Origin of the sequence: Nonomuraea ceibae, assembly GCF_019396325.1 — a bacterium.
Taxonomy (GTDB): Bacteria; Actinomycetota; Actinomycetes; order Streptosporangiales; family Streptosporangiaceae; genus Nonomuraea; species Nonomuraea ceibae.
The window spans coordinates 185,385-210,841 of record NZ_JAHKRO010000003.1; the positions used below are offsets into that span (position 1 = coordinate 185,385).

General features: G+C 73.6%; 18 protein-coding genes. 10 read left to right on the forward strand and 8 right to left on the reverse strand.

Going from position 1 to position 25,457, the window contains the following annotated elements; translation table 11 throughout:
• Position 1 precedes the first annotated feature (1 nt).
• Positions 2-2,362 (forward strand): DUF7824 domain-containing protein, encoded by a 2,361-nt coding sequence (locus KME80_RS03830; protein WP_219500281.1) that lies wholly within the window; start codon positions 2-4, stop codon positions 2,360-2,362.
• A gap of 241 nt (positions 2,363-2,603) precedes the next feature.
• Here KME80_RS03830 and KME80_RS03835 read toward each other — a convergent pair whose 3' ends face one another.
• On the reverse strand, positions 2,604-3,788 hold the full coding sequence (locus tag KME80_RS03835; protein WP_219500282.1) for a hypothetical protein: 1,185 nt from the start codon (positions 3,786-3,788) through the stop codon (positions 2,604-2,606).
• A 113-nt stretch (positions 3,789-3,901) separates the two neighbouring features.
• A complete protein-coding gene (locus KME80_RS03840; RefSeq protein WP_219500285.1) occupies positions 3,902-5,536 on the reverse strand; it encodes a dolichyl-phosphate-mannose--protein mannosyltransferase in 1,635 nt (544 codons plus the stop codon).
• Between the two features lie 78 nt (positions 5,537-5,614).
• Here KME80_RS03840 and rsmI point away from each other — a divergent pair, with 78 nt between their 5' ends.
• Positions 5,615-6,463 (forward strand): 16S rRNA (cytidine(1402)-2'-O)-methyltransferase, encoded by an 849-nt coding sequence (gene rsmI / locus KME80_RS03845; RefSeq protein WP_219500287.1) that lies wholly within the window; start codon positions 5,615-5,617, stop codon positions 6,461-6,463.
• A 10-nt stretch (positions 6,464-6,473) separates the two neighbouring features.
• A complete protein-coding gene (locus tag KME80_RS03850; RefSeq protein WP_308125607.1) occupies positions 6,474-8,048 on the forward strand; it encodes a dolichyl-phosphate-mannose--protein mannosyltransferase in 1,575 nt (524 codons plus the stop codon).
• On the opposite strand, the gene KME80_RS03855 is transcribed toward KME80_RS03850, so the two are convergent.
• Entirely contained in the window at positions 7,984-9,441 is a 1,458-nt protein-coding gene (locus KME80_RS03855) for a hypothetical protein (protein ID WP_308125608.1), read from the reverse strand. The two genes, KME80_RS03850 and KME80_RS03855, sit on opposite strands and share 65 nt — an antisense overlap.
• A gap of 186 nt (positions 9,442-9,627) precedes the next feature.
• Here KME80_RS03855 and KME80_RS03860 point away from each other — a divergent pair, with 186 nt between their 5' ends.
• Positions 9,628-10,857: a glycosyltransferase gene (locus KME80_RS03860; protein ID WP_219500291.1), complete on the forward strand. Its 1,230-nt coding sequence runs from the start codon at positions 9,628-9,630 to the stop codon at positions 10,855-10,857.
• 44 nt (positions 10,858-10,901) lie between these two features.
• A complete protein-coding gene (gene metG, locus KME80_RS03865) occupies positions 10,902-12,683 on the forward strand; it encodes a methionine--tRNA ligase (RefSeq protein ID WP_219500293.1) in 1,782 nt (593 codons plus the stop codon).
• Here the strand turns inward: metG and KME80_RS03870 are convergent.
• Both KME80_RS03870 and KME80_RS03875 read right to left on the reverse strand, forming a co-directional pair.
• On the reverse strand, positions 12,628-13,845 hold the full coding sequence (locus KME80_RS03870; protein ID WP_219500294.1) for an FAD-dependent monooxygenase: 1,218 nt from the start codon (positions 13,843-13,845) through the stop codon (positions 12,628-12,630). The two genes, metG and KME80_RS03870, sit on opposite strands and share 56 nt — an antisense overlap.
• A 55-nt stretch (positions 13,846-13,900) precedes the next feature.
• Positions 13,901-16,990: an AfsR/SARP family transcriptional regulator gene (locus KME80_RS03875; RefSeq protein ID WP_219500296.1), complete on the reverse strand. Its 3,090-nt coding sequence runs from the start codon at positions 16,988-16,990 to the stop codon at positions 13,901-13,903.
• On the opposite strand from KME80_RS03875, the gene KME80_RS03880 reads away from it, so the two are divergent.
• The gene (locus KME80_RS03880) at positions 16,977-17,864 is read left to right on the forward strand and encodes a TatD family hydrolase (RefSeq protein ID WP_443680922.1); all 888 of its coding nucleotides are present in this window, start codon (positions 16,977-16,979) and stop codon (positions 17,862-17,864) included. The two genes, KME80_RS03875 and KME80_RS03880, sit on opposite strands and share 14 nt — an antisense overlap.
• Before the next feature lie 80 nt (positions 17,865-17,944).
• Positions 17,945-18,886 (forward strand): resuscitation-promoting factor, encoded by a 942-nt coding sequence (locus tag KME80_RS03885; protein ID WP_219500301.1) that lies wholly within the window; start codon positions 17,945-17,947, stop codon positions 18,884-18,886.
• Here the strand turns inward: KME80_RS03885 and KME80_RS03890 are convergent.
• Positions 18,872-20,053 carry an FG-GAP repeat protein gene (locus KME80_RS03890; RefSeq protein ID WP_219500304.1) on the reverse strand — a complete coding sequence of 394 codons (1,182 nt, stop codon included), beginning with the start codon at positions 20,051-20,053 and terminating at the stop codon, positions 18,872-18,874. The genes KME80_RS03885 and KME80_RS03890 overlap by 15 nt on opposite strands.
• Complete coding sequence (locus tag KME80_RS03895; RefSeq protein ID WP_219500306.1) at positions 20,050-21,615, reverse strand: serine/threonine-protein kinase; 1,566 nt, start codon at positions 21,613-21,615, stop codon at positions 20,050-20,052. The genes KME80_RS03890 and KME80_RS03895 overlap by 4 nt, the downstream gene beginning before the upstream one ends.
• Before the next feature lie 90 nt (positions 21,616-21,705).
• Between KME80_RS03895 and rsmA the strand changes: the two genes are divergently transcribed.
• Positions 21,706-22,545, forward strand: a complete 840-nt coding sequence (rsmA, locus tag KME80_RS03900) for a 16S rRNA (adenine(1518)-N(6)/adenine(1519)-N(6))-dimethyltransferase RsmA (RefSeq protein WP_219500392.1) — start codon at positions 21,706-21,708, stop codon at positions 22,543-22,545.
• A 122-nt stretch (positions 22,546-22,667) separates the two neighbouring features.
• Positions 22,668-23,249: an NlpC/P60 family protein gene (locus KME80_RS03905; protein WP_219500308.1), complete on the forward strand. Its 582-nt coding sequence runs from the start codon at positions 22,668-22,670 to the stop codon at positions 23,247-23,249.
• Here KME80_RS03905 and KME80_RS03910 read toward each other — a convergent pair.
• Positions 23,222-24,112 carry an arginase family protein gene (locus tag KME80_RS03910; RefSeq protein WP_219500311.1) on the reverse strand — a complete coding sequence of 297 codons (891 nt, stop codon included), beginning with the start codon at positions 24,110-24,112 and terminating at the stop codon, positions 23,222-23,224. The two genes, KME80_RS03905 and KME80_RS03910, sit on opposite strands and share 28 nt — an antisense overlap.
• Positions 24,113-24,326: 214 nt before the next feature.
• Between KME80_RS03910 and KME80_RS03915 the strand changes: the two genes are divergently transcribed.
• Positions 24,327-25,229, forward strand: coding sequence for a 4-(cytidine 5'-diphospho)-2-C-methyl-D-erythritol kinase (locus KME80_RS03915; protein WP_219500313.1), 903 nt, complete (start codon positions 24,327-24,329; stop codon positions 25,227-25,229).
• Positions 25,230-25,457: the final 228 nt, after the last annotated feature.

Genomic DNA, 25,457 nt, shown 5'->3' on the forward strand with positions numbered 1-25,457 from the left:
CATGACCGAGGCGTGGGCGGCAGTACGGTCGGCGATCGACGCCGAGGACGCGGCCGCCGTGGCGGCCCTCGTGGCCGGGCTGGGGCGCGACGGGCGGCACGAGGTGGCGCGTGAGCTGCCCGGCCGCCTGCCGGTGGTCGTGGTCCGGCCGTGGCGGTGGCTCGTGGCCATGCGGGTGGCCGGGTGCGGCGCCATCGGCGGCGCCGCCGCCGTCGCCTCCTGGCTGTGCCGTCGCGAGCTGCGCGTTTGGGGCGGGGAGGAGATCGCGCCGTTCCTGCTGGCGATCTCGTCCCGGCCGCCGGAGTGGCGTGCCGACCTGGCCTTACGCCTGGCGCGCCGCGTCCGCGAACCCGGCGCGAACGCTGAGCTGGCGCTGGGCCTGCTGCGCGCCACCGGGGCGGAGCCGCCCGCGCACGACCCGCTCGTCCACGCCTGGTTCGCATCGGTCCTGGACGCCCCGGCCGGCCGGATGGCCGCAGCGCTGCGGGCCGATCCGCTGCTCGACGCCATGCTGCCGCGCCTGTTCGAGGCAGGGGGCGTGCTGCCCGCCCGTCCCGGCGCTCCGGAGGCGCTGGTCTCGCTCACGCTGGACGGCCGGGTGCCGCGGGCGACGCTGCTGGACGGCTGCCTGAGCCGGTTCCTGCGCCGGGGGAGCGCCGCCGAGCTGCGGTTCTTCGCCGGTCTGCACGAGCTGCTCGCGCCCGCTGCCGACGAGGTGGCCGCGCGGCGCCGCGCCTACCTGGCGCTGCTGCCGTCGGCGCCGGGCCCGGTGGCGGACCTGGCGCTGCGGCACCTGCGCCGCCTCGGCGCCCTGCCGCCCGGCGAAGCGCGCGAGGCGGTCGACGCCCTTCTCCATCGGGCGGAAGGCCGCCTGATCTCGGCCGGGCTGGGCCGGCTCGACCGCCTGGCCGCCCAGGACGCCGACGTGCTGGACGCGTTCGCCACCGGGCTGAGCGTGGCGCTCGGGGCCGGGGCGGGCGAGACGCGTCACCGGGCCGCCCGGCTGGTGGTCCGGCATGCCGCCCGCTTCACCCCGGCGGGGGCGGAGCCGGTCCTGGAGGCCGCCCGGCTGATGCCCGGCGACGAGGGCGCGGAGGCCGTCGCCGCCCTCACCGGGACGCCCCTGCCCCAGGCCGGGCCGCCAGAGTCGGAGCCGCCAGAGTCGGAGCCGCCAGAGTCGGAGCCGTTCGTGCCGCTGCCGTTGCGGGGCGCGCCCGCGCCGGAGCGCTGGGCGCCGCCGACGCTCGCGGCCGGGTGGCTGGGGCGGGCCAGGCTGGCGGAGCTCGACTGGCGGGGCGCCGAACGCTGGCTCGACGCGTTCGTACGGCTCGCCGCCACGGACCGCGCCGGCCTGAAGGGTGCGCTGGCCATGCCCGGCCTCGCGCGGGAGCCGGGGGTCCCGCCGCCGGACGGGGCGCTGCCGGAGGCCCGGTTCGCCGAGGTCCACCGGGCGCTGGCCGCCGACGCCCTGCCGCCGTACCTGCTGGCCACCCCGACGCACGCCGACGGGCGGCTGGATCCGGGTGAGCTCGTGTCCCGGCTGGAGGGGTACGAGCGCGGCGGCGTCGAGGCGTTGCCCGTGGACCTGCGGCAGGCCCTTCTCCGGCTGCCCCGCGAGGCGCCGGGGGACGTGGCCGAGCGGGCCGCCCGGCTGGAGGGGCCCGCGGGGCGTGCGGTCGCCGGCCGGCTGGCGGGGACGGATCGGCCCGCCGAGCCGTGCGTCACCGTGCGCTGGGAGGGCCACGCCACGGGGCCCCGCGTGTCGGTCACGGGGCTGCCGTTCGAGCCGGCGGGGCAGGGGTGTGACGCGCTGCTGGGCGTCATGCCCGCGCACCGGGAGGCGGTGGCCGGGCGGCTCGTCGGCGACCTCGCCGCGATGCCGTCACCGGACGACCTGCGGGCGCTGGCGGCGGCCGACGGCCCGGCGGGTGACGCGGTGGCGCTGATCCTGGCGCATCACCTGTGCGCCGGGGCGAGGGGCGGGGCGGTGGCGCCGATGCTGTGGCTGGCGGCGTCGGGGGACCTGCCGGGCGAGGCGGTGGGCAGGCAGCTCGCGGCGCTGTTCCGGCACGGCGCCGGCCACTCGCCGTCCGGGGCGATGGCGGCGCTGCGGAGCGCGGCCAGGCAGGGGGCGCACCTCATGGTGTGGGAGGCGGTGGCGGCGCTGCTCGGCGCCGCGCTGCCGGGGCCGGGGGAGCGGGCCACCGGCACGCACACCCGCCTGGTGGCGTTCGCCGCCGAGGCGGCCGGCTGGGCGGATGCCCGGGGCGCGATACCGGCCGTGGCGCGGCTGGCGGCCGGGCAGCGCGTCACGGGGCTGGTTCGCGAGTGCCGCCGCCTCCACGCCCTGCTCACCGCCTGAGACGGCAAGGTCACCCCGAGGGTGCGTCGAAAAGTCTCCGGCTCCGGGGAATGGGTCAGGGGGGCCTGTGGTTATACACCACGTAGCCGGTGTGTCCAGTGTCCCCGGGCCTCACCTATTGCCTTCGCGGACTACCGTTCGGCTGGAGCCGCGTTGTGCCTTTCGCCGAGAGGCGACCTGCACATCGGTTTACACGTCGGGACGCCCGCCTTCCTCCGGGAAGGCGGGCGTTTCGGCGTTCTCAGGTGGAGTTGACGTACTTGCGGGGCCGCAGCGCGTGGGCGCGCAGGGCGGCCAGGGCGGCGAACTGGCCGGTGCGCGTCAGACGGACGGCCAGGTCGTCGCCGAAGGCCAGGTCGAGGGCGGTGAGCTGGCCGACGAGGGCGTTGATCGGGGCGGACACGTCGTCCAGGCCCGTCGCCGGGTGCCAGCCCTCGCCGCCGACGACCTCGGCGACCCGTTCGCGGAGCTGGGCGGGTGACATGAGGACGCCGTCGGCGAGCAGCATCAGCGCCGCCTCCCGCGCCGACACCTCGAACTCGTGCTCGCCCCGGGCCAGCAGCAGCCGGGTGACGGCCTCCCACATGGCGTCGGGGGAGGCGAGCAGGGCGCGGCCGTGGTCGGTGATGGCCAGGCGGGAGCCGTCGCGGCTGAGCGCGCCCAGGTCGCGTTCGGCGAGCTCGCGCAGGCGCAGCGCCTCGGGCGAGGGCGCGAGCCGGAGCGGCAGGTTTATGTCGGAGGCGGCCAGCGACAGCAGCTTGTGCAGGGCGGGCAGCGGCTGCGGGGTCACGGGCGCGTACAGGCGGACCTCGAAGGGCTGGGCGAGCTCGCGCCGGGCGGGGCCACGGCCGAGGACCCAGCGGTTGAGGCGTTCGCCGTGGACGCGGTGCAGCCAGCTGTCGCCGCCGAGGTCGGCGCGCGGTTCGGTGAGCCAGCGGCGGGTCAGGGCGACGCGGTCGACGCTCTCGCCGGCGACGATGGCGAGCTCCAGGGCGGCCGAGCAGGCGACGTGGGCGCCGAGCTCCTCCGGCCCCATGATCATGCTCCAGCGCAGTTCGGGCACGTCGGGCGGCAGGACGCCTGTGGCTTCGAGCGCCTCCTGGTAGGCGGCGGTGCCGGCTTCCTCACCCTCGCGGGCGTAGGCGCGCAGGATCTGCGCGGTGGTCGGCGAGACGCACAGCGCTGCGTAGCGTTCGAGCCCGCCGAGTTGCAGCAGCCTGCCCAGCGAGGAGGCCAGGCGCTCGTGGTCGCCGCCCACCTTGAGCGGCAGCGTGTACCAGAGGAATTCGCACACGTCGAGCTGGGTCACCGTTTCCAGCGGCTCGCCGCCGGTCAGCCATTCGACGGCGGTCCTGGCGTCGTCGGCGAGGTCCGGCTGGGACCGCTCCAACTCGGCGAGAAGCGCGGTGACGTCTGGTGCACTCATGCCTCGAAGTTTGCCGTATGGACCCCAGGCCTGACGATGACCGAATCCGGTGCGTATTGGGTCTTGCACAGCGACTACCCTACGAAATCACTATGTAATGGACTGTGACCGGGTTAGATCCATAGCTTGTCGAAGAGCATCCTCGCGTTCCAGTCGCTGTAGGGAATGACTTCGGCCGACAGTACAGGATGAAGCCACCAGAAGTTGATCAAAGCGAGCAGTGCGAAGGCTCCGACGAGAGCGGCGCCGGTGGTGCGTCGCATCGGGAGGCGGCCGTCGTCGGTGCGGACCGTGGGCCCTATCAGCCATCCGGCACACAGGGTGATCGCCAGCACCATGAACGGCACCATCGGGATCGCGTAGAAAAGGAACATTGTTCGGTTCTCGGCGAAGGCGAAGTAGAACCAGGGCAGCCACCCCATCGCGTAGGCGAGAAGCACGGCCCCGGCCCGCCAGTCGCGGTTGCCCACGTACCAGGCGATGAGCGTCACCAGGGCGGCCAGCGCGCCGAACCAGATCACCGGCGTGCCCACCCCGAGCACCGCCTCCGAGCAGTCGGGGGCCCCGCACACCTGCTGCTTGCCCTCGTAGTGGAAGGCGACGGGCCGCAGCAGCAGCGGCCACGACCACGGCTCCGACATGTAGGGATGGGAGGTGGCCAGGTCGTTGTGGAAGCTGAAGACCTGCCACTGGTACTCCACCCAGGAGCGGGCCGAGTCGATGAGGAAGAAGAACGGGTTGCCCGACGAGGTGGCCTGGTCCCACTTGCGCCCGTAGCCGGTGGCGGTGGCGAACCAGCCCGTCCAGGTCGCCATGTACGTGACGAACGGCACGAGGGCGAAGGCGACGACCCCGTTGGGCACGTCCTTGGCGAACGCTCCCTGGTAGGGGTGGCGCAGGCCGACGGCCCGGCGCGCCCCGAAGTCCCACAGCAGCGACAGGATCGCGAAGGCCACCGCGAACGCCAGCCCGGACCACTTGACCCCCATCGCCGCGCCCAGGCACACCCCGGCGGCGATGCGCCAGGGCCGCCAGCCGAGCGAGGGGCCCTGCGGGGTCAGCGGCGAGCTCTCGTACCAGTCGACGAGCTTCTCCCTGGCCCGGTCGCGGTCGACCACCAGGCAGGCGAAGGCGGCGAGCACCCAGAACATCAGGAAGATGTCGAGCAGGGCGGTGCGTGAGAGCACGAAGTGCAGCCCGTCCAGGGCCAGCAGCAGACCGGCGAAGCAGCCCAGCAGCGTCGAGCGGGTCATCCGCCGCGCCACCCGCGCCAGGATCAGGATCGACAGCGTGCCGATGACCGCGGCGGCGAAGCGCCAGCCGAACGGGGTGAGCCCGAACAGCCACTCGCCCGCGCCGATCATCCACTTGCCGAGCGGCGGATGCACGACGTAGGAGGCGCACGGCCCCAGGTCGTCGGTGCACTTCTGCCAGATGTCGGTGTTGCCGGCCAGGATCGCCTTGTCGGCGTCCTTGATCGTGACGCGCTCGACCAGCCAGGTGATCAGCGAATAGCCGTCCTTGGCGTAATAGGTCTCGTCGAAGACGACGGCGTTCGGGTGTCCCAGCCCGGTGAAGCGCAGCACGCCGCCGAAGACGGTGACGAGCAGCGGTCCGATCCAGCCCCACAGCGCCTTGCCGGGCATCGGGGGGATCATGCGCGCGCGCACGGACGAACCAGGGGGACTGCTCGCGCCAGGCTTCGGCTCGCCGCCGGAGGTCTGGTACGGGAAATCGGTCACCGCCATTCGGCCATCGTACGGTGCGGAAGCCGGTGCTTACCCAAGAAACACGGGGCAATCCGGGTGCCCTGTCACAATGGTCGGGTGACACGACAGGGCAGGTTGGTGCTGGCAGGGGCCCCGATAGGTCAGGCGGGCGACGTCTCGCCGCGGCTGCGCGAGGTGCTGGAGAGCGCCGACGTGGTGGCCGCGGAGGACACCCGCAGGCTGCGCAGGCTGGCCGGTGAGCTGGGGGTGGAGATCGGCGGCCGGGTCGTGTCCTACTACGACGCCAACGAGGCGGGCCGCGCGCAGGAGCTCGTCGAGACGCTCAAGGACGGCCGCACCGTCGTGGTGATCACCGACGCGGGCATGCCGGGCGTCTCCGATCCCGGCTACCGGCTGACCAGGCTGGCGGTCGACGCGGGCGTCACGGTGACCGCGCTGCCGGGGCCGAGCGCCGTCACGACGGCGCTGGCCGTCTCGGGGCTGCCGAGTGACCGGTTCTGCTTCGAGGGCTTCCCGCCGCGCAAGGCCGGCGACCGGGCCCGCCGCCTGGCCGCGCTGGCGCGCGAGGAGCGCACGATGGTGTTCTTCGAGGCGCCGCACCGGCTGGACGACTCGCTGGCGGCGATGGCCGCCGCGTTCGGCGACGACCGGCAGGCGGCGGTCTGCCGCGAGCTGACGAAGACCTACGAGGAGGTCCGCCGCGGCGGCCTGGGCGAGCTGGCGGCCTGGGCGGCGGACGGCGTGAAGGGCGAGATCACGGTCGTGGTCGCCGGGTTCACGCCCGACGACGGGCCGCCGGACATCGACGCGCTCGTGGCCGAGGTGGACCGCCGGGTGGCCGCCGGGGAGCCGGCCAAGACCGCCGTCGCGGACGTGGCCAAGGGCGCGGGCGTGCCCAAACGCGAGCTTTATGACGCGGTTCACAGAAGATCCACGACGCCATAGTGTGCGGATCGTGAAGAACTGGGGGGTTTCGCGGCAGCGCCTGGTCCCGCCGATGCAGGAGGGCCCGCTGTGGGGCTGGCTGGGCCCGGTCCTCGTGGCGGTCTTCGGCGGGATCCTCCGCTTCTTCCGGCTCGGCGAGCCGCACGCGGTCGTCTTCGACGAGACGTACTACATCAAGGACGCGTACGCGCTGCTCAAGTACGGGGCGGAGCGCGCGATGCTGGGCACAGCCAAGGACCCCGTCGCCGACGAGCGGCTGATCACCGGCAACCTGGACATCTTCAAGCAGTGCGCCGACGCCCACGAGTGCGCCCTCTACGTGGCCCACCCGCCGCTCGGCAAGTGGATGATCGCGGTGGGCGAATGGCTGTTCGGCATGACGCCGTTCGGCTGGCGGTTCGCGGCGGCGCTGGTGGGGACGCTGTCGATCCTGATCCTGGCGCGGGTGGCGCGGCGGATGACCCGCTCGACGCTGCTGGGCTGCTTCGCCGGTCTGCTGCTCGCCTTGGACGGGCTGCACTTCGTGCTCTCGCGTACCGCGCTGCTCGACATCTTCCTGATGTTCTGGGTGCTCGCCGCCTTCGCCTGCCTGGTGGTCGACCGCGACCGGGCCAGGGAGAGGCTCGTCGGCTGGTACGAGGGCGGTCCGGGGCCGTCGCTCGGCTGGCGGCCCTGGCGCGTCGCCGCCGGGGTGTGCCTGGGCGCGGCGTGCGCGGTGAAGTGGTCGGGGATCTTCTTCCTGATCGCCTTCGCCGTCATGTCCCTCCTGTGGGACCTGGGCGCCCGCCGCGCCGTCGGCATGCGGCAGCCGTACCGGGAGACCCTCGCGCTCGACGGGCCCCGCTGGCTGGCCGCGCTCGCCGCCGTGCCCGCGATCACGTACGTGCTGTCGTGGACGACCTGGTTCGTCACCGACAACGGCTGGGGGCGCAACTGGGAGCAGGCCACGTCGTCCGGGCCGCTGTTCTTCGTCGTCGACTCGGCCCGGTCGTGGCTGGAGTACCAGTTCCAGGTGCTCGGCTACCACACCGGGCTGACCGACTATCACCCGTACATGTCCGAGCCGTGGACGTGGCCGCTGCTGTTCAGGCCGGTGTCGTTCCACTACCCGGCCGGCATCCCGCCGTCCGCGTGCGGCTCCGACGCCTGCTCGCAGGCCGTGCTCGGCGTCGGCACCCCCGCCCTCTGGTACGGCTCCGCGCTGGCGCTGCTCGGCCTCGTCGCCTGGTACGTCTCCAGCCGCGACTGGCGGGCCGGGGCCGTGCTGCTGGCCTACGCGGCGGGCTGGCTGCCCTGGTTCTACTACGCGCTGGCGCAGAACCGGACGATGTACCTGTTCTACATGATCCCGCTGGTGCCGTTCATGGTCCTGGCGGTCACCCTCGTCGCCGGGCTCGCGCTCGGCAGGGCGGACGCCGCCCCGGCGCGGCGGGCGGCCGGGGCCGCGGCCGTGGGGGCGTTCGCGCTCATCGTCCTGATCAACTTCGGCTGGCTCTATCCGGTGCTGTCGGCCGAGACGATCACGCAGGCGGAGTGGTGGTCGCGGATGCTCGTCGACTCCTGGGTGAAGACGGCGCCCAAGTGACGCCCCGCCGCAGCGTGATCGCCGCCGCGATGCAGGCCAGCGGCACGGCGGGCAGGACGTAGCGGTAGTCGAACTCGGCCGTCGCCGCCGGAGCCAGCAGCAGCCCGAACGCGCCCAGCCACGGCAGCACCACCGGCCCGCCCAGCGTCCGCCAGCGCACCGCGATGCCGTAGAGGCCGATCAGCATGATCCCGGCGAGCATGATGCCGCGCAGGTAGAACACCTTCTGGTAGCCGCTCATGATGTCGGCCCAGGGCGAGACGATCTTGGTCTCGGGCGGCCCCTGCTCGTAGGCGAACGCGTCGGTGTGGGTCCAGCCCTGGTAGGACGGCCAGTTGGGCAGCCGCTTGGGATTGCCGGTGCTGTCGAGCTCGTAGTAGGGCTTGAACTCGTACATGTTGTAGGTCGCGGCGTCGGGGAAGACCGGCCGGCCCCAGTGGAAGGAGCGCAGGAAGTCGCGCGCCACCACGCCCAGGTAGTCGCCGGGCTGCGACATGATCGCCCGCATGGCGAACGCGCTGGCCGCCTCGTTGGTGACGTCGGTGAACTTCTTGCCGGTGCCCCAGCGGTGCAGCACCTCGCCGGTGCCCTCGCCGTCGCCGCTGCCCTGGCCCCACAGATACCACTGCGCGTAGTCCTTGCGTTCGTGCACCGGGTCGTTGATGCACAGCAGGACGAGCTCGACCTCCTTGTAGGGGTCGATGTTCATCTTGTCGCAGTCGGCGAAGATCGCGGTGCGCATGTAGAGGATGAGGCCGTCGCTGTTGGTCATCGCGAATTTGCCGAAACTTGCCGCGAACCACCCCATGTAGGCGGCGACCGGCACCGCGCAGGCCGTCACCACGGCCGCGACCGGCTTCCACCCGGTCCGCTTGACCAGCAGGTAGAGCACGACGAGCGCGAGGATCGGCAGCCCGATCGAGCGCGTCAGCCAGGTCAGCGCCAGCAGCAGCCCGACGACCGCGCCGACCTTCCACGACATGCGCCGGTTCCACAGGACGAGCGTGATCACGCCCACGACCAGCAGCGTGAACATGGAGTCCGACATGATCAGCTGTTCGAGCTGGATCTGGTAGGCGTCGAACAGCACCGGCGCGGCGGCCAGCGTCGCCCCCCACTTCGGCAGCGCGAACTTGCGCCGCAGCAGCGCGTAGATCAGCGCCGCCGTGGCCAGGCCCATCAGATGCTGGGTCAGCGTCACCAGCGTGAAGCTGTGGAACGGCTTGAGCAGCAGCAGCCAGAACCCGTAGCCGTCGGGCCGGATCGGGTGCGGCCGGGGGTGCAGCGCCACCGACACGTACTCGTAGGAGTCGTTGAACCACATCGCCGGGCCGTAGCCGAGCATGGTGATCAGCCGCAGCACCGCACCCGCGGCGAACGCTGCGGCGAACACCCGATGACGGCCCAGGAAAGCCCGCGCACGAGCCGTCCGGCCTGGGGCGGAGTGGTCCACAGGGGTAATCTCCGCGACGCTCACCATGCTGTAAAGAATGCCAGTCGTTTCGGTGACTTGCCCCGACCATGGACGGGCACACGGCATGATGGTGTGCTGGAAGAGCCTTAACTGAAGGGTTGAGACGTGGAACTGACGGTGGTCATGCCCTGCCTCAACGAGGCGGAGACCGTGGAAGTCTGTGTGCGCAAGGCACTGGCGTGCATGGAGGAGCACGGCATCGAGGGCGAGGTCCTGATCGCCGACAACGGCAGCACGGACGGCTCGCAGCAGCTCGCCCGTGACGCCGGCGCCCGCGTCGTCCACGTGGACGAGAAGGGCTACGGCAACGCCCTGATGGGTGGCATCCGCGCCGCGCGCGGCCGCTACGTGATCATGGGCGACGCCGACGACTCCTACGACTTCACCTCGTTGCTCCCGTTCGTCGAGCAGTTGCGCGACGGCGCCGACCTCGTGATGGGCAACCGGTTCAAGGGAGGCATCGCCCCGGGCGCGATGCCGCCGCTGCATCGCTACCTGGGCAACCCGGTGCTCTCGTTCATCGGCCGGCTGTTCTTCCCGTCGGCGATCGGCGACTTCCACTGCGGGCTGCGCGGCTTCCGCCGCGACTCCATCCTCAAGCTGCACCTGCAGACCGGGGGCATGGAGTTCGCCAGCGAGATGGTGGTGCGCTCGACGCTGTCGGGGCTCGACGTGCGCGAGGTGCCGACCACGCTCTCGCCCGACGGCCGCTCCCGCCCGCCCCACCTGCGCTCCTGGCGCGACGGCTGGCGTCACCTGCGCTTCCTGCTGCTCTACAGCCCCAAGTGGCTGTTCTTCTACCCGGGCATCCTGCTCATGGTGCTGGGGCTGGTCGCGGGCACCGCGCTGACGTTCGGGCCGGTCGAGATCGGCGAGCTGGCCTTCGACGTCGACACGCTGGTCGGCGCGTCGGCCGCGGTGGTGATCGGCTTCCAGGCGGCCCTGTTCGCGCTGTTCACCAAGGTCTACGCGGCCGAGGAGGGCTTCCTGCCTGAGTCGTCCCGGGTGCGCAGGCTCATCGACATCGTCAGCCTGGAGAAGGGCCTGATCGTCGGCGGCCTGCTGGCCCTGGCCGGTCTGGTCGGCCTGGTGGCCTCGCTGGTCCACTGGCAGGTGCGCGACTTCGGCGAGCTCGACCCGCGCGAGTCGCTGCGCCTGGTCGTGCCGTCGGCGACGGCGCTCATCATGAGCTTCCAGACGATCTTCGCCTCGCTGTTCATCAGCATCCTCGGCATCCGCCGCACCCGCGAGTCGTCCATCGACGTCGCCGCGAAGGCCGCCGAAGAGGCCGCCGAGGCCGTCACACGTGAGGAAACTTCGGCAACCTCGCGCTAGCAATTCGTTCGAGGCGCGCGGCGTCGGCCCGTAGGCTTGGACCCATGTCCCAGCACATTCTGACCGCCGTCGCGTGGCCGTACGCTAACGGCCCCCGCCACATCGGGCACGTCTCCGGGTTCGGCGTGCCGTCCGACATCTTCAGCCGCTACCAGCGGATGGCGGGCAACAAGGTGCTGATGGTCTCCGGCACCGACGAGCACGGCACCCCGATCCAGGTGCAGGCCGACAAGGAAGGCGTCACGGCCAGGGAGCTGGCCGACCGCTACAACCGCGTCATCGCCGAGGACCTGACCGGGCTGGGGCTGTCCTACGACCTGTTCACCCGCACGACGACGAAGAACCACTATGCCGTCACGCAGCAGATCTTCAAGGGTCTCTACGACAACGGCTACATCTTCCCCAAGACCACGATGGGCGCCATCTCCCCGTCGACCGGGCGCACCCTGCCCGACCGCTACATCGAGGGCACCTGCCCCATCTGCGGCTACGACGGCGCGCGCGGCGACCAGTGCGACAACTGCGGCAACCAGCTCGACCCGATCGACCTGATCAACCCGGTCAGCCGCATCAACGGCGAGACCCCGGTCTTCGCCGAGACCGAGCACTTCATGCTCGACCTGCCCGCCTTCGCCGAGGTGCTCGGCACCTACCTGCAGTCCAAGCAGGGCGAGTGGCGGCCCAACGTGCTCAAGTTCGCCCTCAACCTGCTCGGCGACCTGCAGCCGCGGGCGATCAGCCGCGACCTCGACTGGGGCGTGCCCATCCCGCTCGACGGCTGGCGCGACCAGCCCAACAAGCGGCTGTACGTGTGGTTCGACGCGGTCATCGGCTACCTGTCGGCCTCCATCGAGTGGGCCAGGCGCTCCGGCGACCCCGACGCCTGGCGCCAGTGGTGGCAGAACCCCGACGCGCGCGGCTACTACTTCATGGGCAAGGACAACATCGTCTTCCACGCCGAGATCTGGCCGGCGATGCTGTTCGGCTACAGCGGCATCGGCGCCCGCGACGGCCGCCCGGGCGAGCTCGGCAAGCTCGACGTGCCGTCCGAGGTGGTCTCCAGCGAGTTCCTGACGATGGAGGGTAAGAAGTTCTCCTCCTCCCGCCAGGTCGTCATCTACGTGCGCGACTTCCTGGCCCGCTACGACGCCGACGCGCTGCGCTACTACATCGCCGTGGCCGGGCCCGAGAACCAGGACACCGACTTCACCTGGCAGGAGTTCGTCAACCGCAACAACGGCGAGCTGGTCGCCGCGTGGGGCAACCTGGTCAACCGGTCGATCTCCATGGCGTCGAAGAACTTCGGCGTGGTGCCCGAGGCCGGCGACCTGACCGACGCCGACCGGGCGCTGCTGGAGCGCTCGCGCGGCGCGTTCGCCCCGGTGGGCGCCGAGCTGGGCCGCTCCCGGTTCAAGAACGCCATCACCGAGGCGCTCGACGTGGTCCGCGAGGCCAACAAATACCTGGCCGAGCAGGAGCCGTGGAAGCTCAAGGACGACCCGGAGCGGCAGAAGTCGATCCTGCACGTCGCCCTCCAGGTGGTCGACGACGCCAAGACGATGCTGACGCCGTTCCTGCCGAGCTCGTCCAACAAGGTCCACGCCATGCTGGGCGGCCAGGGCGTCTGGTCCGGCATGCCGGAGATCCGCGAGGTCGACGAGGACGGCGGCCAGTCCTACCCGATCATCACCGGCGACTACGACGGCGCCGCCCGCTGGGAGCACCGGCCGATCAAGCCGGGCACCCCGCTCGCGCCGCCGGTGCCGCTGTTCAAGAAGCTGGACCCCAAGGTCGTGGACGAGGAGCTCGCGCGGCTGGGCGAGTGACGCCGTAGTCGGGCAGGGAGACGGCCTCGGCCGTCTTCCGCACCGACCTGGCGATCGCCTTCTTCCACGGCATGTAGGGCAGCAGCTTGTAGTTCTGGTTGACCAGCCAGGCCATGAGCTTGCTGTCGGGCACCATGAACTTGCTGACGCCCTCGCCGGACTTCTGGCAGGCGGTGGCGTAGCCGCGCATGACCTGCTCATAGCGGGCGAACGCGGCCCGGTGGTCGGCCCCGGCCGCGGCGATCTCGCCCGCCAGCACGTACGCGCCGACGACGGCCAGCCCGGTGCCCATGCCCGACAGCGGCGACGGGCACCAGGCGGCGTCGCCGAGCAGCGCCACCCGACCCCGTGACCAGCGGTCCAGCTTGACCTGGCTCGCGGAGTCGAAGTAGAAGTCGGGCGCCCCGTCCATCGCGGCCAGCAGCCGGGGCGTCTCCCAGCCGACGCCGGCGTAGGCCTCGGCCAGCAGCCGCCGTTGCGCGGCCACGTCCCGCCGGTCATGCTCCAGCGGCTGCGAGGCGAACCAGAACATGGCCTTGGCCTCGGCGTTGTGCCTGGCGCTGTAGACGCCGACCGTCCGGCCGGGCACGTTGTAGGCCAGGCCGCTGTGGTCGAGCCCCAGGTAGTTGTCCAGGGTGAACACCGCGCAGTAGAGGCCCAGGTGGTGGACGAGGCTCCGCTCCGGGCCGAACGTCAGCGCCCGCACGTTGGAGTGCAGGCCGTCGGCGCCGATCACCAGGTCGAACCGCCGCGCCGCGCCGCTCTCGAACGTCACCTCCCCGGCCTCGGAGATCGAGGTGATGGAGTCGCCGAACACGTACTCCGTGTCGTCCCTGGTCGCCTCGTGCAGGATCGCGGCCAGGTCGCCGCGCAGGATCTCCACGTCCCCGGCGAACAGGTCCTCGGGCATGCGGGTCAGCTTCCTGCCCGCCTCGTTGACGTTCCAGGTGGCGCCCATCCGGGTCCGTTCGCGTTCGACGGCGTCGAGCAGGCCCATCCGGCGCAGCACCGTCAGGTGCGCCTCGCCCCGGAAGTCGACGGCGTAGCCGCCCGCGCGCAGGGCGGGCGCGCGTTCGACGATCGTGGCGCGGTGGCCGTGGCGGGTGAGCCAGAAGGCGAGGGCGGGGCCGGCGACGCTCGCGCCGGAGATCAGGATGTCCATGCGGCCGAGCCTGCCCGGCGGCGCTCACCGGCCGCTCACCGGTGAGTCACCGGCCTCAGCGGCTGGTCGAGCGCAGGGGTGAGGCCGCCACGGCCTCCGGGGCGACCCCGGCGAGCAGGCACGCCTCGGCGATGCCCAGGCCCGCGCCCTCGCCCCTGACGCGCGCGTACTCAGGCTCGCCGAGCAGGTCGCGCACGGCCGCGGCGGCGCGCGTCACCTCGGGGTCGGCGGACTCGGCGCCGCGGACCCCGGCCGCGACCCCCAGCAGTCTCGCGGCCCGCCCGGCGTCCGGGACGGTGGCGTACGTCTCCAGCACGGCCAGCGCCTCGATCGGCCGGGCGCACTCGGGGATCGCCCCCACCGTCAGCGACACCTCCACGGCCTGCACGAACGCGGCCCTGGCCGCCGCGAGGTCGCCCTCGGCCCGCGCGAGCCTGCCCATGCCCACCAGCAGCCGCGCCCTGCTGCCCGAGCTCTTGAGCCACTGCGGGTCGGCCAGCCGCACCGCCTGCTCGTAGAGGCCGCGCGCCCCGGCCAGGTCGCCCTCCTGGTAGGCGGCGTCGCCGAGCCCGCGCAGCGCCGTGCCGACGTACGTGGGCAGCCCGACCCGCCGCGCCACCTCGGCGGCCCGCTCGTAGTCGGCCCTGGCGCCGGCAAGGTCGTGGCGGATGCGGTAGTCGCCCCGGTTGCACAGCAGGTCGGCCAGGTCCTCGGCGGCCCCCAGCCGTTCGGCCAGCGCCACCGCCTCCTCGACGCGGGCCAGCGCCGTGGCGTCGTCGCCGCGCACGCTCGCCATCCAGGCGAGCGCGTCGAGCACCAGCGCCGCCCCCCACCGGTCGCCCAGCGCACGGAAGCCGGCCAGCGCCGCGTCCAGCCCGCGCTCGGCCGCGCCGAAGTCGGCCTCCGCCATCTGCGGGTAGGCCCACACCAGCCCGGAGACGGCCCGCTCCCACGGGTCGGGGCTGGCGGCGGCCTGCCGGATCACCTGGATCGTGACCTGCGGGTGGTCGCCCCCGGCGGTGACCATCGGCCACAGGAACGCCAGCAACGGCCGGCGCCGCCCCCGCTCGCCGCGGGCCACCAGCGTCTCGGCCGCCCGGGTCCACGGCTCGCGGACGGCCGAGGTGAGGCCGCCGCTCACCGCCGTCAGCAGGCACAGCACGTAGTCGTCGCCCAGCTCGGGGTCGGGCACGTCACCGGCGGCCTCCAGCAGCGCGAGCGCCGGCCCGGCGGCGGCGCTCCGCATGCCGCGCATCCACAGATAGGACGACATCGCCCCCAGCAGATGCATCCCGGTCGCCACCTCGCCCGCCTCGACGGCCCAGCCCAGGGCCGCCATCAGGTTGTCGTGCTCGGCGGCCAGCCGCTCCAGCCGGTCGAGCTGCCCCTCGCGCCGCAGGTGGGCGTCGGACTCCTCGGCCAGGGCCAGGAAGTGCTCCGCGTGCGCGCGGCGTACGGCGGGCTCCTCTGCGGCGAGGTGTTCGGCGCAGAAGGCGCGGATGGTCTCCAGCATCCGGTAGCGGCCGCCGGAGACCTCCACGAACGACTTGTCCGCCAGCGAGTCGAGCAGCTCCTCCGCCCCCGGCAGCGCGCACACCCGGGTCGCCGCCGAGGCCGTCGCCCCGCCGGGGAAGACCGTCAGCCGGCGGGCCATCGCCTGCTCGCCGGCGGTGAGCAGGTCCCAGCTCCAGGCGACCACGGCACGCAGCGTCCGGTGGCGGGCGTCGGCGGTGCGGCTGCCCCGCGACAGCAGGCGGAACCGGTCGTCGTGGGCGAGCCGCCCGGCGAGCTCCGCGGGCTCGTGCGTACGGGTGCGGGCCGCGGCCAGCTCGATCGCCAGCGGCAGCCCGTCCAGCGTGGCGCAGATCCGCGCCACCGCCTCACCGGCCGCGAACCCCGGCCGGACCGCCGACGCCCGATCGGCGAACAGCCTGACGGCGTCGTCCGGGGCGAGGGGGCGCACCGGCCACAGGTGCTCGCCCGTGACGTTCAGCGGCTCGCGGCTGGTGGCCAGCACCCGCAGGCCGGGACAGGCCGCCAGCAGCCGCTCGGCCAGCGCGGCGGCCTCGCCGACCAGGTGCTCGCAGTTGTCGAGCACGAGCAGTAACGCCCGCTCGCCGATCACCTGGACCAGGCGGGTCTCGTCGGCGGCGCCGCCCGGCCGCACCGGGCCGAGCAGCCCGTTCTCGCGGACGCCGAGCGCGGCGAGCACCGTGCGCGGGATCGCGCCGCCGCCCGCCACCGGGGCCAGCGCCGCCAGGCACACGTCCCCGTACGGCCGGGCGACCTCCACCGCCAGCCGGGTCTTGCCCGCGCCTCCCGGGCCGAGCAGCGTCACCAGCCTCGCCCCGCCGAGCAGCGACCGCACCGCCGCGACGTCACGCTCGCGCCCGACGAAGCTGGTCAGCGGGGCGGGCAGGGCAGGCCCGGCGGGCGCGGGCTCGCCGTGGAGCAGCGACCGGTGCAGGCCGGTCAGGGCGGGCGACGGGTCGGCGCCGAGCTCGTCGGCCAGCACCCGCCGGGCCCGCTCGAACGCCACCAGCGCCTCGGCCTGCCTGCCCTCGGCCTGGAGGGCGCGCATGAGCTGCCCGCACAGCCGCTCGCGCAGCGGGTGGCGGTCGATCAGCTCGCCCAGCTCCGGGATCACCTCACGCGCGCGGCCCCGCAGCAGGTCGGCCTCGATCCGGTCCTCCAGCGCCTCCAGACGGCGCTCCTCCAGCGCCGCGCCGAACGCGGGATCGAGGTCGGCCACGGCCGGCCCGCGCCAGAGCGCCAGCGCCTCCCGCAGCAGCCTCGCCGACAGCCCTGGATCGCCCGGCAGGGCGTCACGCCCCTCGGCGGCCAGGCGCAGGAAGCGGTGGGCGTCCACGTCGTCGGGGGCGACGGCCAGCAGGTAGCTGGCGGCCGACAGCTCCACCGCCACGCCGTCGCGCCGCAGCCTCGACACCTGCGACTGCAGCGCGTGCCGCACGTCGCCCGGCGGGCGGTCCCCGTACAGGACGTCGATCAGCCGCTCGCGCGGCACGACCTGGCCCGGGGTGAGCAGCAGGCAGGCCAGCAGCGCGCGCCGGGCCGGGCCGCCGAGCGCCACCTCGGAGCCGTCCGCGCGCCACGCGCGGGTGCTGCCGAGGATGCCGAAACGCATGGAAGCTACCTTAGGAGGCGTGAGCAAGATTCCCGCCGCCCCGGAGCCGCTGTCCGCGCAGGTGTTCGACAGCCACTGCCACCTCGACATCATGGTGGGCGACCGGCAGGCGTCGTCCGGCGACCCCGTGGCGCTGGCCGCGCAGGCCGCCGAGGCGAGCGTGCGGAGCATCCTCGACGACGCCCGCGCCGTGGGCGTCACCCGGCTGGTGACGATCGGCTACGACCTGCCGTCGTCGCGGTGGAACGCCGAGGTGGCCGCCGCGCACGAGGGCGTCTACGCCGGGGTCGCGGTGCACCCGAACGAGGCCCACGACGCGACTCCCGAGGTGCTGGCCGAGATCGAGGCGCTGGCCGGGCGGCCCGAGGTGCGGGCCGTGGGGGAGACCGGGCTCGACTACTACCGCGACTGGGCGTCCAAGGAGGATCAGCACGCGAGCTTCCGCGCGCACGTCGAGATCGCCAGGCGCACCGGCAAGGCGCTGGTCATCCACGACCGCGAGGCGCACGACGACGTGCTGAAGGTGCTCGCGGAGGCAGGGCCGCCGCCGGTGGTGGTATTCCACAGCTTCTCCGGCGATGCCGACATGGCCAAGAAATGCGCCGACGCCGGATATTTCATGTCCTTCTCCGGGCCGGTCACGTACAAGAACGCCGGCTACCTGCGCGAGGCCGCGCAGGTAGCGCCCGCCGAGCTGATGCTCGTCGAGACCGACGCCCCCTACCTGCCGCCGGTCCCGCACCGGGGCAAGCCCAACGCGCCCTACCTCATCCCGATCACGCTGCGCTGCCTCGCCGAGGTCAAGGGCGTCCATCCTGACGCGCTGTGCGAGACCATCAGCGCCAACGGAATCACGGTCTTCGGCGAGTGGTAGCCATGATTCGGTGAAGCCGCGGCGGCGGAGGTTCCGCCGTCACTACCGTCGGGCGCCGGAAGCTCAACCGGAGGTCGCCCGTGCGAGGAAAGCGGCGTGCCCCGCGTCCCAAGATCCCCTGGCGCTCGCCGTGGACGCCTGTGGTGTGCCTGGCGGGCGTGGTGACCGTGACCGCCATCGCGGTCATCGGCAGCCTGGCCAAGGACGTGGTGCTGGTGGTCGACGGCGAGCCGAGGGCCGTGCGGAGCTTCGCCTCCTCGGTCCTCGAACTGCTCGGCGACCAGGGAGTCAAGCTCGGCAGGGACGACGTCGTACGTCCCGCCGCCCATGCGCAGGTCATCGACGGCGCCCGCATCGAGATCCGGCGCGCCAGGCCGATCACGCTGACGGTCGACGGCCGCACCACGCGGCGGGTCGTCACCGCCACCACCGTGCGCGGCGCGCTGGCCGAACTCGACATCCCGGCCGGCCGCCTGTCGGCGCCGCGCCACCGCCACGTGCCGCTGACCGGCATGTCGCTGACCGTCTACACCAAGCGCACCGTGTACGTGTTCGCCAACGGCAGCACCCGCCAGACCCGCACCACCGCCAGGACCGTGCGCGAAGCGCTCCGGCAGAGCGGGATCCCGCTCCAGCCAGGCCAGCAGGTGCGGCCCGCCGCGCACACGTTCCCGGCGGAGGGCACCGTGATCACCGTGCTGCCGCCGCGCACCGTGCCCGTCGGGCTGGAGGTCATGCGGCTCAACTGGGCGGCGCTGGCCCACTGCGAGTCACGCGGCAACCCCAAGGCCGTCAACCTGCACGGGCCCTACTACGGGCTCTACCAGTTCAGCCTGCCGATGTGGCAGCTCGTCGGCGGCACCGGCATGCCGCACGCCTGGCCCGCCGAGGAGCAGACGTACCGGGCGCAACTGCTCTACCAGAAGGTCGCCGGCAAGTGGGAGGGCCAGTGGCCGAACTGCGGGGCGCACCTGTTCGGCACGCCTGCCGTCTCGTCGGCCAGCGCCTCAACCGGCCAGTGAGACGCCGAAGTCGGCCCCCTTCCGAGGCTGGACCGCGCGCAGGCCGTCGGCGTTGCGCGCGGCGACCGACACCGAGCCGTACGGGGCCGCGTCAGGCCGGCCCGCGTACAGCTTGTTGCCGCTGAAGGCCAGCGCCCAGCCGGTCAGCCCGCCGGCAGGCGCGAACCGCCGGTCGTCGGCGCCGTCGGCGGCGTCGACCACGCGCACCTCGCCGCCGTACGGGGCGCCGATCGCCAGCCTGCCGTCGTCCGAGGCGGCCAGCGCGAACCCGAACGCCTCCCCGCCGCCCTGCCGCACCTGGACCTTCGGGGCCAGCTTCTCGTCGTAGAGCTGCACGTACCCCGCCCCCGGAGCCCCCACGGCCGGCCCGGCGCCCGCCACCCACGCCACCGCGTAGCCGTAGCGGTCACCCGAGGCGTCGGTGGGGGAGTCGAGCTTGACCGTGGACAGCCGCGCCGCCAGCGCGTCCGCGACGACCACCACCGAGCCCGAGTCGACCTTGCCCTCGGCCACCTGCCGGCCCGCGCCGTCGTCGTTCTCGTACGGCACGCCGACCACCAGGCCGTTGCCCGGCCCCATCGCCAGCGACCAGCCGAACTGGTCACCCACCTCGCTGTTGCCCCGCACGTCCACCGACTGCTGGCTGATCCGGCGCAGCGCTCCGGCGCCCTTGCGGACGTAGACGGCGCCCGCGTCGGCGAGCGTCCCGTCGTCCTCGTACGGCGCGCCGATCGCCACCAGGTCGTCCCGGGCCGCCAGCGACCAGCCGAGCCGCGCGCCGCGCTGCGGCCCTTGCGCCACCAGCCGCTGTGGCGCCGCCGCCCCGCCGCCGCGAATCACGTACGCGGCGCCCGCGTCGGCACTGCCCGCCACATCCGTGTAAGGGGCGCCCACGACCAGGTCGGCGCAGGCGTCGCCGTCGACCTTGGCCAGCGCCACCGACCAGCCGAACCCGTCGCCCTCCGCCAGCCCCGGCACCTCGACCGGGACGACCTTGTCGCCCGAGATCACGTACGCGGCGCCGCGCCGGTCGTCCGCGAACGGGTCGCCCACCGCCACGTCGTCCACCCCGTCGCCGTCGAAGTCGGCGGCCCCGCCGCACGCCGACCCGGTCGCCTGGACGGACAGCGGGCTCAGCGCCAGCAAGAGAACCAGGAGGATCTTCACAGCCTGACCTCGATCTGGTCGCCGTCCTTGAGCATCGTCGCCGACAGCGCCACCGGCTTGCGGTAGAGCGGCAGGTCGAACACGAACACGCCGTCGATCCGGTCACCCGGCCCGAGCGCCGCCACCGGCGGCCCGCCCTCCAGCGGGCCGTGGCTGCCGCCCTGGTCGTCGCGGAGCGTCACGGCCGGGTCGCCGAGCTCGCGTGACGTGCCGCCGGGGTTCAGCACGGTCCAGCGCAGCACGCAGAGCTGGCCCTGCGTCTGCGTCCGGCCGTCGTACTCCTTGAGGCCGCACTCGGGCGCGCTCGGCACGATCAGCATCGGGTCGTCGAACCCCGCGCCCAGCGTGAACCGGCGGCCCACGTCCCCGGCGGGCTGCCCGGCGGCCACCGGCGACGCGCTCGCCCCCGGGACGCCCCCGTCGCGGCCGGAGGTCGCGATCAGCACCGCGCCGGTGACGGCGATGGCCAGCAGGGCCGCCGCGCCGGCGATCAGCCACCGCGTGCCGCGAGGCCGCTGGTGCCCGGGGTCGGTGGCGCTGTCGGGAGGCGGCAGCGTGTGGTGGGCGGCTTCCTTCTTCGGAGGGTCGGGCGCGGCGGGCCGTACGGCGGTCGTGTCGCCGGGCGGGGGCGTCGTGAAGGTGGCCGTGATGTCCGGTTCGTCCACCACGTTCTGCGGCGCCCGCCAGTCGCTCAGCACCTCGGTCGCGACCAGTGTGGGCGGGTTCGCCGACGTCGGCGCGGCCCCTCCGACCAGGGCGAGCACCAGCTCCTGCGCCGTGGGACGCTGCGTGGGCTCCATGTCGGTCGCGCGCCGTACCAGCTCGTCCAGCGGCGCGGGCAGCACCCCCAGGTCCGGCTGCAGGTGCAGGACCCGGGTGGCGAGCGTGATCGGGTCGCCCCGCCCGAACGGATGCCGCCCGTTGCCCGCGTACGCGACCAGGCACCCCCACGCGAAGATGTCCGCCGCCGGGGTCACGCTCTGCCCGCGCACCTGCTCCGGCGCCCACCACCCCGGGCTGCCCAGCAGCTCACCGGAGAGCGTGAACCCGGTCTCCCGGTCGAGCGCCCGCGCGATCCCGAAGTCGATCACCCGGGGCCCCGACAGCGACAGGATGACGTTCGCCGGCTTGAGGTCGCGGTGCACCAGCTCGGCGACGTGGATCGCGGCCAGCGCCGCCGCCACGCCCAGCGCCACGCCGTGCAGCGGCCCGGGGTCCAGGGCCCCGTACGTGGCGATCTGGTCGGAGAGCGGGGTGCCGGCGATGTACTCGGTCACCATGTACGGCCTGCCGTCGCCGGTGTCGCCGTTGTCCAGCACCTGGGCCGTGCAGAACGACGCGACGCGACGCGCGTTGTCGACCTCCGCGTGGAACCGGGCCGCGAACCCCTCCTGGTTGGCGAACTCGGCCTTGACCACCTTGACGGCCACGAACCGCCCCGTCGGCGCCCGGGCGAGGAACACGGTCCCCATGCCGCCTTCGCCGAGCCGCCCGAGCAGCCGGTACGGTCCGATCTCCCGCAGATCCGTGGGGCGAAGCGGGGCGGCGCCCGTTGGCTCCATGAGGGACGTCCCTTCCTGTTCCACCCATCCTCCCCTCACCGGCCCCCGTTCGCCATCGCAGGTTCTTCGATGCGGGAGACTGTATGGATGATGAGGCTGCTGGGCCCCGCAGAAATACGTATTTTGGCGAACAAGCTAGATCTGCGGCCCACCAAAAAGCTAGGCCAGAACTTCGTGATCGACGCGGGGACCGTCCGGCGGATCGTCCGCGTGGCCGAGGTGACGGCCGACGACGTGGTCATCGAGGTGGGTCCCGGCCTCGGCTCCCTCACACTCGCGCTGCTGCCCGAGGCCCGTCACGTGGTGGCCGTCGAGATCGACCCGGTCCTGGCCGGGCAGCTTCCGCTCACCGTCGCCGAACGCGACCTCTCGGACAAGCTCACCGTCGTGGGCGCCGACGCCATGAAGATCACCGAAGCCGACCTCGCCGGACACGCCCCGACCGCGCTGGTCGCCAACCTGCCCTACAACGTGGCCGTCCCGGTGGTGCTCCACCTGCTGGAGGTGCTGCCCTCGCTGCGCAAGGGGCTGGTCATGGTGCAACTGGAGGTCGCCGACCGGCTCGCCGCCGCGCCGGGCTCCAAGGTGTACGGGGTGCCGTCGGTCAAGGCGGCCTGGTACGCCGACGTGCGGCGGGCCGGGCCGGTGGGGCGCTCGGTGTTCTGGCCGGTGCCGAACGTGGATTCCGGCCTGGTCTCCCTCACCCGCCGCGAACCGCCGTCCACCACGGCGTCGCGGGAAGAGGTGTTCGCGGTGATCGACGCGGCCTTCGCCCAGCGCCGCAAGACGCTCCGCGCGGCCCTGGCCGGCTGGGCGGGCAGCCCGCCGCAGGCGGAGGCGGCGCTGCGCGCGGCAGGCGTGGACCCCTCGGCCCGGGGCGAACAGCTCGACGTCGAGGCGTTCGCCCGGATCGCCGAGCACCGCCCTTAGCCTCCGTCCACAGCCTCCAGGCGTCGTGCGCCGAGTTGTCCACAGAACCTGGTTCGGGTCGATGACGCCCGGGTTCACCGGACGATCCTGGGGCCTCCCGTTTCAACGACAGGAGGCCGACCATGACCGTCCACCAGACCATCCCCGCCGCTGTGTCCGGAGCTGCCCTCACCGCCGCGCTCGCCCTCCCCATGTCTCCGGCAGCGGCGTCCGCGCCGGGAGACCCGTGCCCCGCGTCCGCCTCCGCCGCCGTCGCCTGCGCGGTCATCCGCCTGAAACCCGGCGCCCCCACCACCAAGGGCGCCGTCGCCGCGGCCGCCGCCCTGGCCCGGCTCGGCACCCCCTTCTCCTGGGGCGGCGGCTCCCCGTCCGGCCCCACCCGGGGCATCGGCAGAGGCGCGTCCACGGTCGGCTTCGACTGCAGCGGCCTGACCCTGTACTCCTGGGCCCGCGCGGGCGTCCGGCTCGGCCACTACACGGGCGCCCAGTTCCGCCAGGGCCGCCGCGTCCCGCTGACGGCCCTGCGCCAGGGTGATCTGGTCTTCTTCGGCGGCGGCTCCGGCGACCCCACCCACGTGGGCCTCTACGTACGCGGCGGCGTCATGGTGCACGCCCCGAAGACCGGCGACGTGGTCAGGACGACCCGCTTCCTCGACAACCCCTACTTCCGCGCCACCTACCGGGGCGCCGTCCGCCCGGGCTGACCCGCCCCCCGCCCGGCGCAGGTCTCGACCAGCGCCTTCACCAGGGGCGCCAGCAGCTCCCGGTCCTCCTCCCGCGCGGGCTCGTACTCGGTGATCCCCAGCCCGGCCACCGGGTGCCGCTCCGCGAGCGCCCGCACCATGCCCAGCAGCTCCTCGGGCAGCAACCCGCCGGGCACCGGCGCCCCGACGCTCCCGAACACCCCCGGTTCCAGCACATCGAGGTCCACATGCACGTACACCACCTTGCCCGCCGCCCCGTCCCCTCCGCTGCCCGCCCCGACGCCTTCCCCGCCGTCCTGCCCGCCGTCCGCCCGGCCGGCTGCCTCGACGGCGTCGAGCAGCGCACCCACGTCGGCCCCCCGCACGTGCCCCACGCCTGCCGCCCGGACGAACTCCGCCTCCCCCGCGTCCAGATCCCGCACCCCCGCGAGCACGATCCGCCCCGGGTCCAGCGGTGGCGCCGCCACGAGCCCCACCGGCCCCTCCCCGGTGAGCGCCCGCAGCACCATCCCGTGATACGCCCCCGACGGCGACGAATCAGGAGTGTTCAGGTCACCGTGCGCGTCGAACCACACCACCACCAGCCGCTCGCCGTACTCCCGCAGCGCCGCCTCGACCGGCGCCAGCTCCACCCCGCAATCACCCCCCACGACCACCACCAGCCCGGACCCCTCCGCCGTGGCGAGGGCCGTCCGCACCCGCCCGGCGGTCACGGCCAGATCGTCGTCCACCACGTCCACCCGCACCCGCGTGCCGGCCGGGACCATCCCGGCCAGCAACCGCGCCCCCTCACGCAGCCGTTCCGCCGTCGGCGCCCCGGACCCCCGCCACTGCGGCACCTCGACAACGGTCACTTCACCCATGACCCCCACCCCTCCCACAAACATCGCGAACCGCCCCATCATCCCGCCCAGCGCCAGCCGCCACACCCCCGCCCGCGCGGGCGAGGCCGCACCCTCGACCTGCGAGGACGCCCTTCCACAGCCCCCGAATCCCGGACGACGCCTTCCCACGCTCCCGGTCCCGCTACCATCGAGTGTCCTCGCCCCGTCGGCAGTGAAAGTGGCGGCAGAATCCATGAGTTCCGTGACCGTACGGGTGCCCGCCAAGGTCAACGTGCAGCTTTCCGTCGGCCCGCTCCGGGATGACGGCTACCACGACCTCGTCAACGTCTTCCACGCCGTCTCGATCTTCGACGAGGTGGTGGCCAGCGAGTCGGAGACCATCGGCGTCTCGGTGACCGGCGAATGGGCCGACCGGGTCCCGGTCGACGACAGCAACCTCGCCGTCCGCGCCGCCCGCGCCCTCGCCAAGCACGCGGGCCGCACTTACGGCGTCGACCTCGTCATCCGTAAGGCCATCCCGGTGGCGGGCGGCATGGCGGGCGGCAGCGCCGACGCGGCCGGGGCACTGCTGGCCTGCAACGAGCTGTGGGGCCTCGGCCTGCCGCGCGAAGACCTCATGGAGATCGGCGCCGACCTGGGCAGCGACGTGCCGTTCGCCCTCATGGGCGGCACCGCCGTCGGCACCGGCCGGGGCGAACGCCTCGCCCCGCTCACCACCCGCGGCGCCTTCCACTGGGCCTTCGCGATCGCCGACGGCGGCCTGTCGACCCCCACGGTCTACGCCGAGTGCGACCGCCTCCGCGCCGCCACGTCGTCGAAGATCCCCTGGCCGGAGGTCGACCCCGACCTCATGGAGGCCCTGCGCACCGGCGACCCGCACGGCCTCGCCCTCCACCTCGCCAACGACCTCCAGCCCGCCGCCCTGGCGCTGCGCCCCTCCCTGGCCGCCACCCTGGCCGCGGGCCGCGCTGCCGGCGCCCTGGCCGCCCTGGTCTCCGGCTCCGGCCCCACCTGCGCCTTCCTCGCCGCCGACGCCGCCCACGCAACCCGCCTGGCCCAAGCCCTGGCCCAGACCGAAGGCACCTACACCGCCATCCCCACCTCCGGCCCCGCCCCCGGCGCCACCCTCCTCTAACCCCCAGCCGAAACCCCCGCCCGCCCGCCCGGGCCGCACGTTGAGGCCGCCCGCTCGGGCCGCTCGGGCCGCGCGTTGGGGCTGGGCGCTCGGGCCGCGCGTTGGGGCTGGGCGGCTGGCCTGCCCGCTCGGCCTCCCCGCTCGGCCTGCCCGTTCTGGCTGCACGTGGGGACCGGCGGGGCGATCACCCGACGGCGTACGGGCGTGCGAGTGTGCGTGCGTACGACT

Coding starts and splice junctions, on each gene's coding strand:
- KME80_RS03870 (WP_219500294.1), bottom strand. CDS start 13,845: ATGGACATCCTGATCTCCGGCGCGAGCGTCGCCGGCCCCGCCCTCGCC.
- KME80_RS03835 (WP_219500282.1), bottom strand. CDS start 3,788: ATGAGTGCACCAGACGTCACCGCGCTTCTCGCCGAGTTGGAGCGGTCC.
- KME80_RS03910 (WP_219500311.1), bottom strand. CDS start 24,112: ATGGGTGAAGTGACCGTTGTCGAGGTGCCGCAGTGGCGGGGGTCCGGG.
- KME80_RS03830 (WP_219500281.1), top strand. CDS start 2: ATGACCGAGGCGTGGGCGGCAGTACGGTCGGCGATCGACGCCGAGGAC.
- metG (WP_219500293.1), top strand. CDS start 10,902: ATGTCCCAGCACATTCTGACCGCCGTCGCGTGGCCGTACGCTAACGGC.
- KME80_RS03915 (WP_219500313.1), top strand. CDS start 24,327: ATGAGTTCCGTGACCGTACGGGTGCCCGCCAAGGTCAACGTGCAGCTT.
- KME80_RS03880 (WP_443680922.1), top strand. CDS start 16,977: ATGCCGAAACGCATGGAAGCTACCTTAGGAGGCGTGAGCAAGATTCCC.
- KME80_RS03840 (WP_219500285.1), bottom strand. CDS start 5,536: ATGGCGGTGACCGATTTCCCGTACCAGACCTCCGGCGGCGAGCCGAAG.
- KME80_RS03905 (WP_219500308.1), top strand. CDS start 22,668: ATGACCGTCCACCAGACCATCCCCGCCGCTGTGTCCGGAGCTGCCCTC.
- KME80_RS03875 (WP_219500296.1), bottom strand. CDS start 16,990: ATGCGTTTCGGCATCCTCGGCAGCACCCGCGCGTGGCGCGCGGACGGC.
- KME80_RS03895 (WP_219500306.1), bottom strand. CDS start 21,615: ATGGAGCCAACGGGCGCCGCCCCGCTTCGCCCCACGGATCTGCGGGAG.
- rsmA (WP_219500392.1), top strand. CDS start 21,706: ATGAGGCTGCTGGGCCCCGCAGAAATACGTATTTTGGCGAACAAGCTA.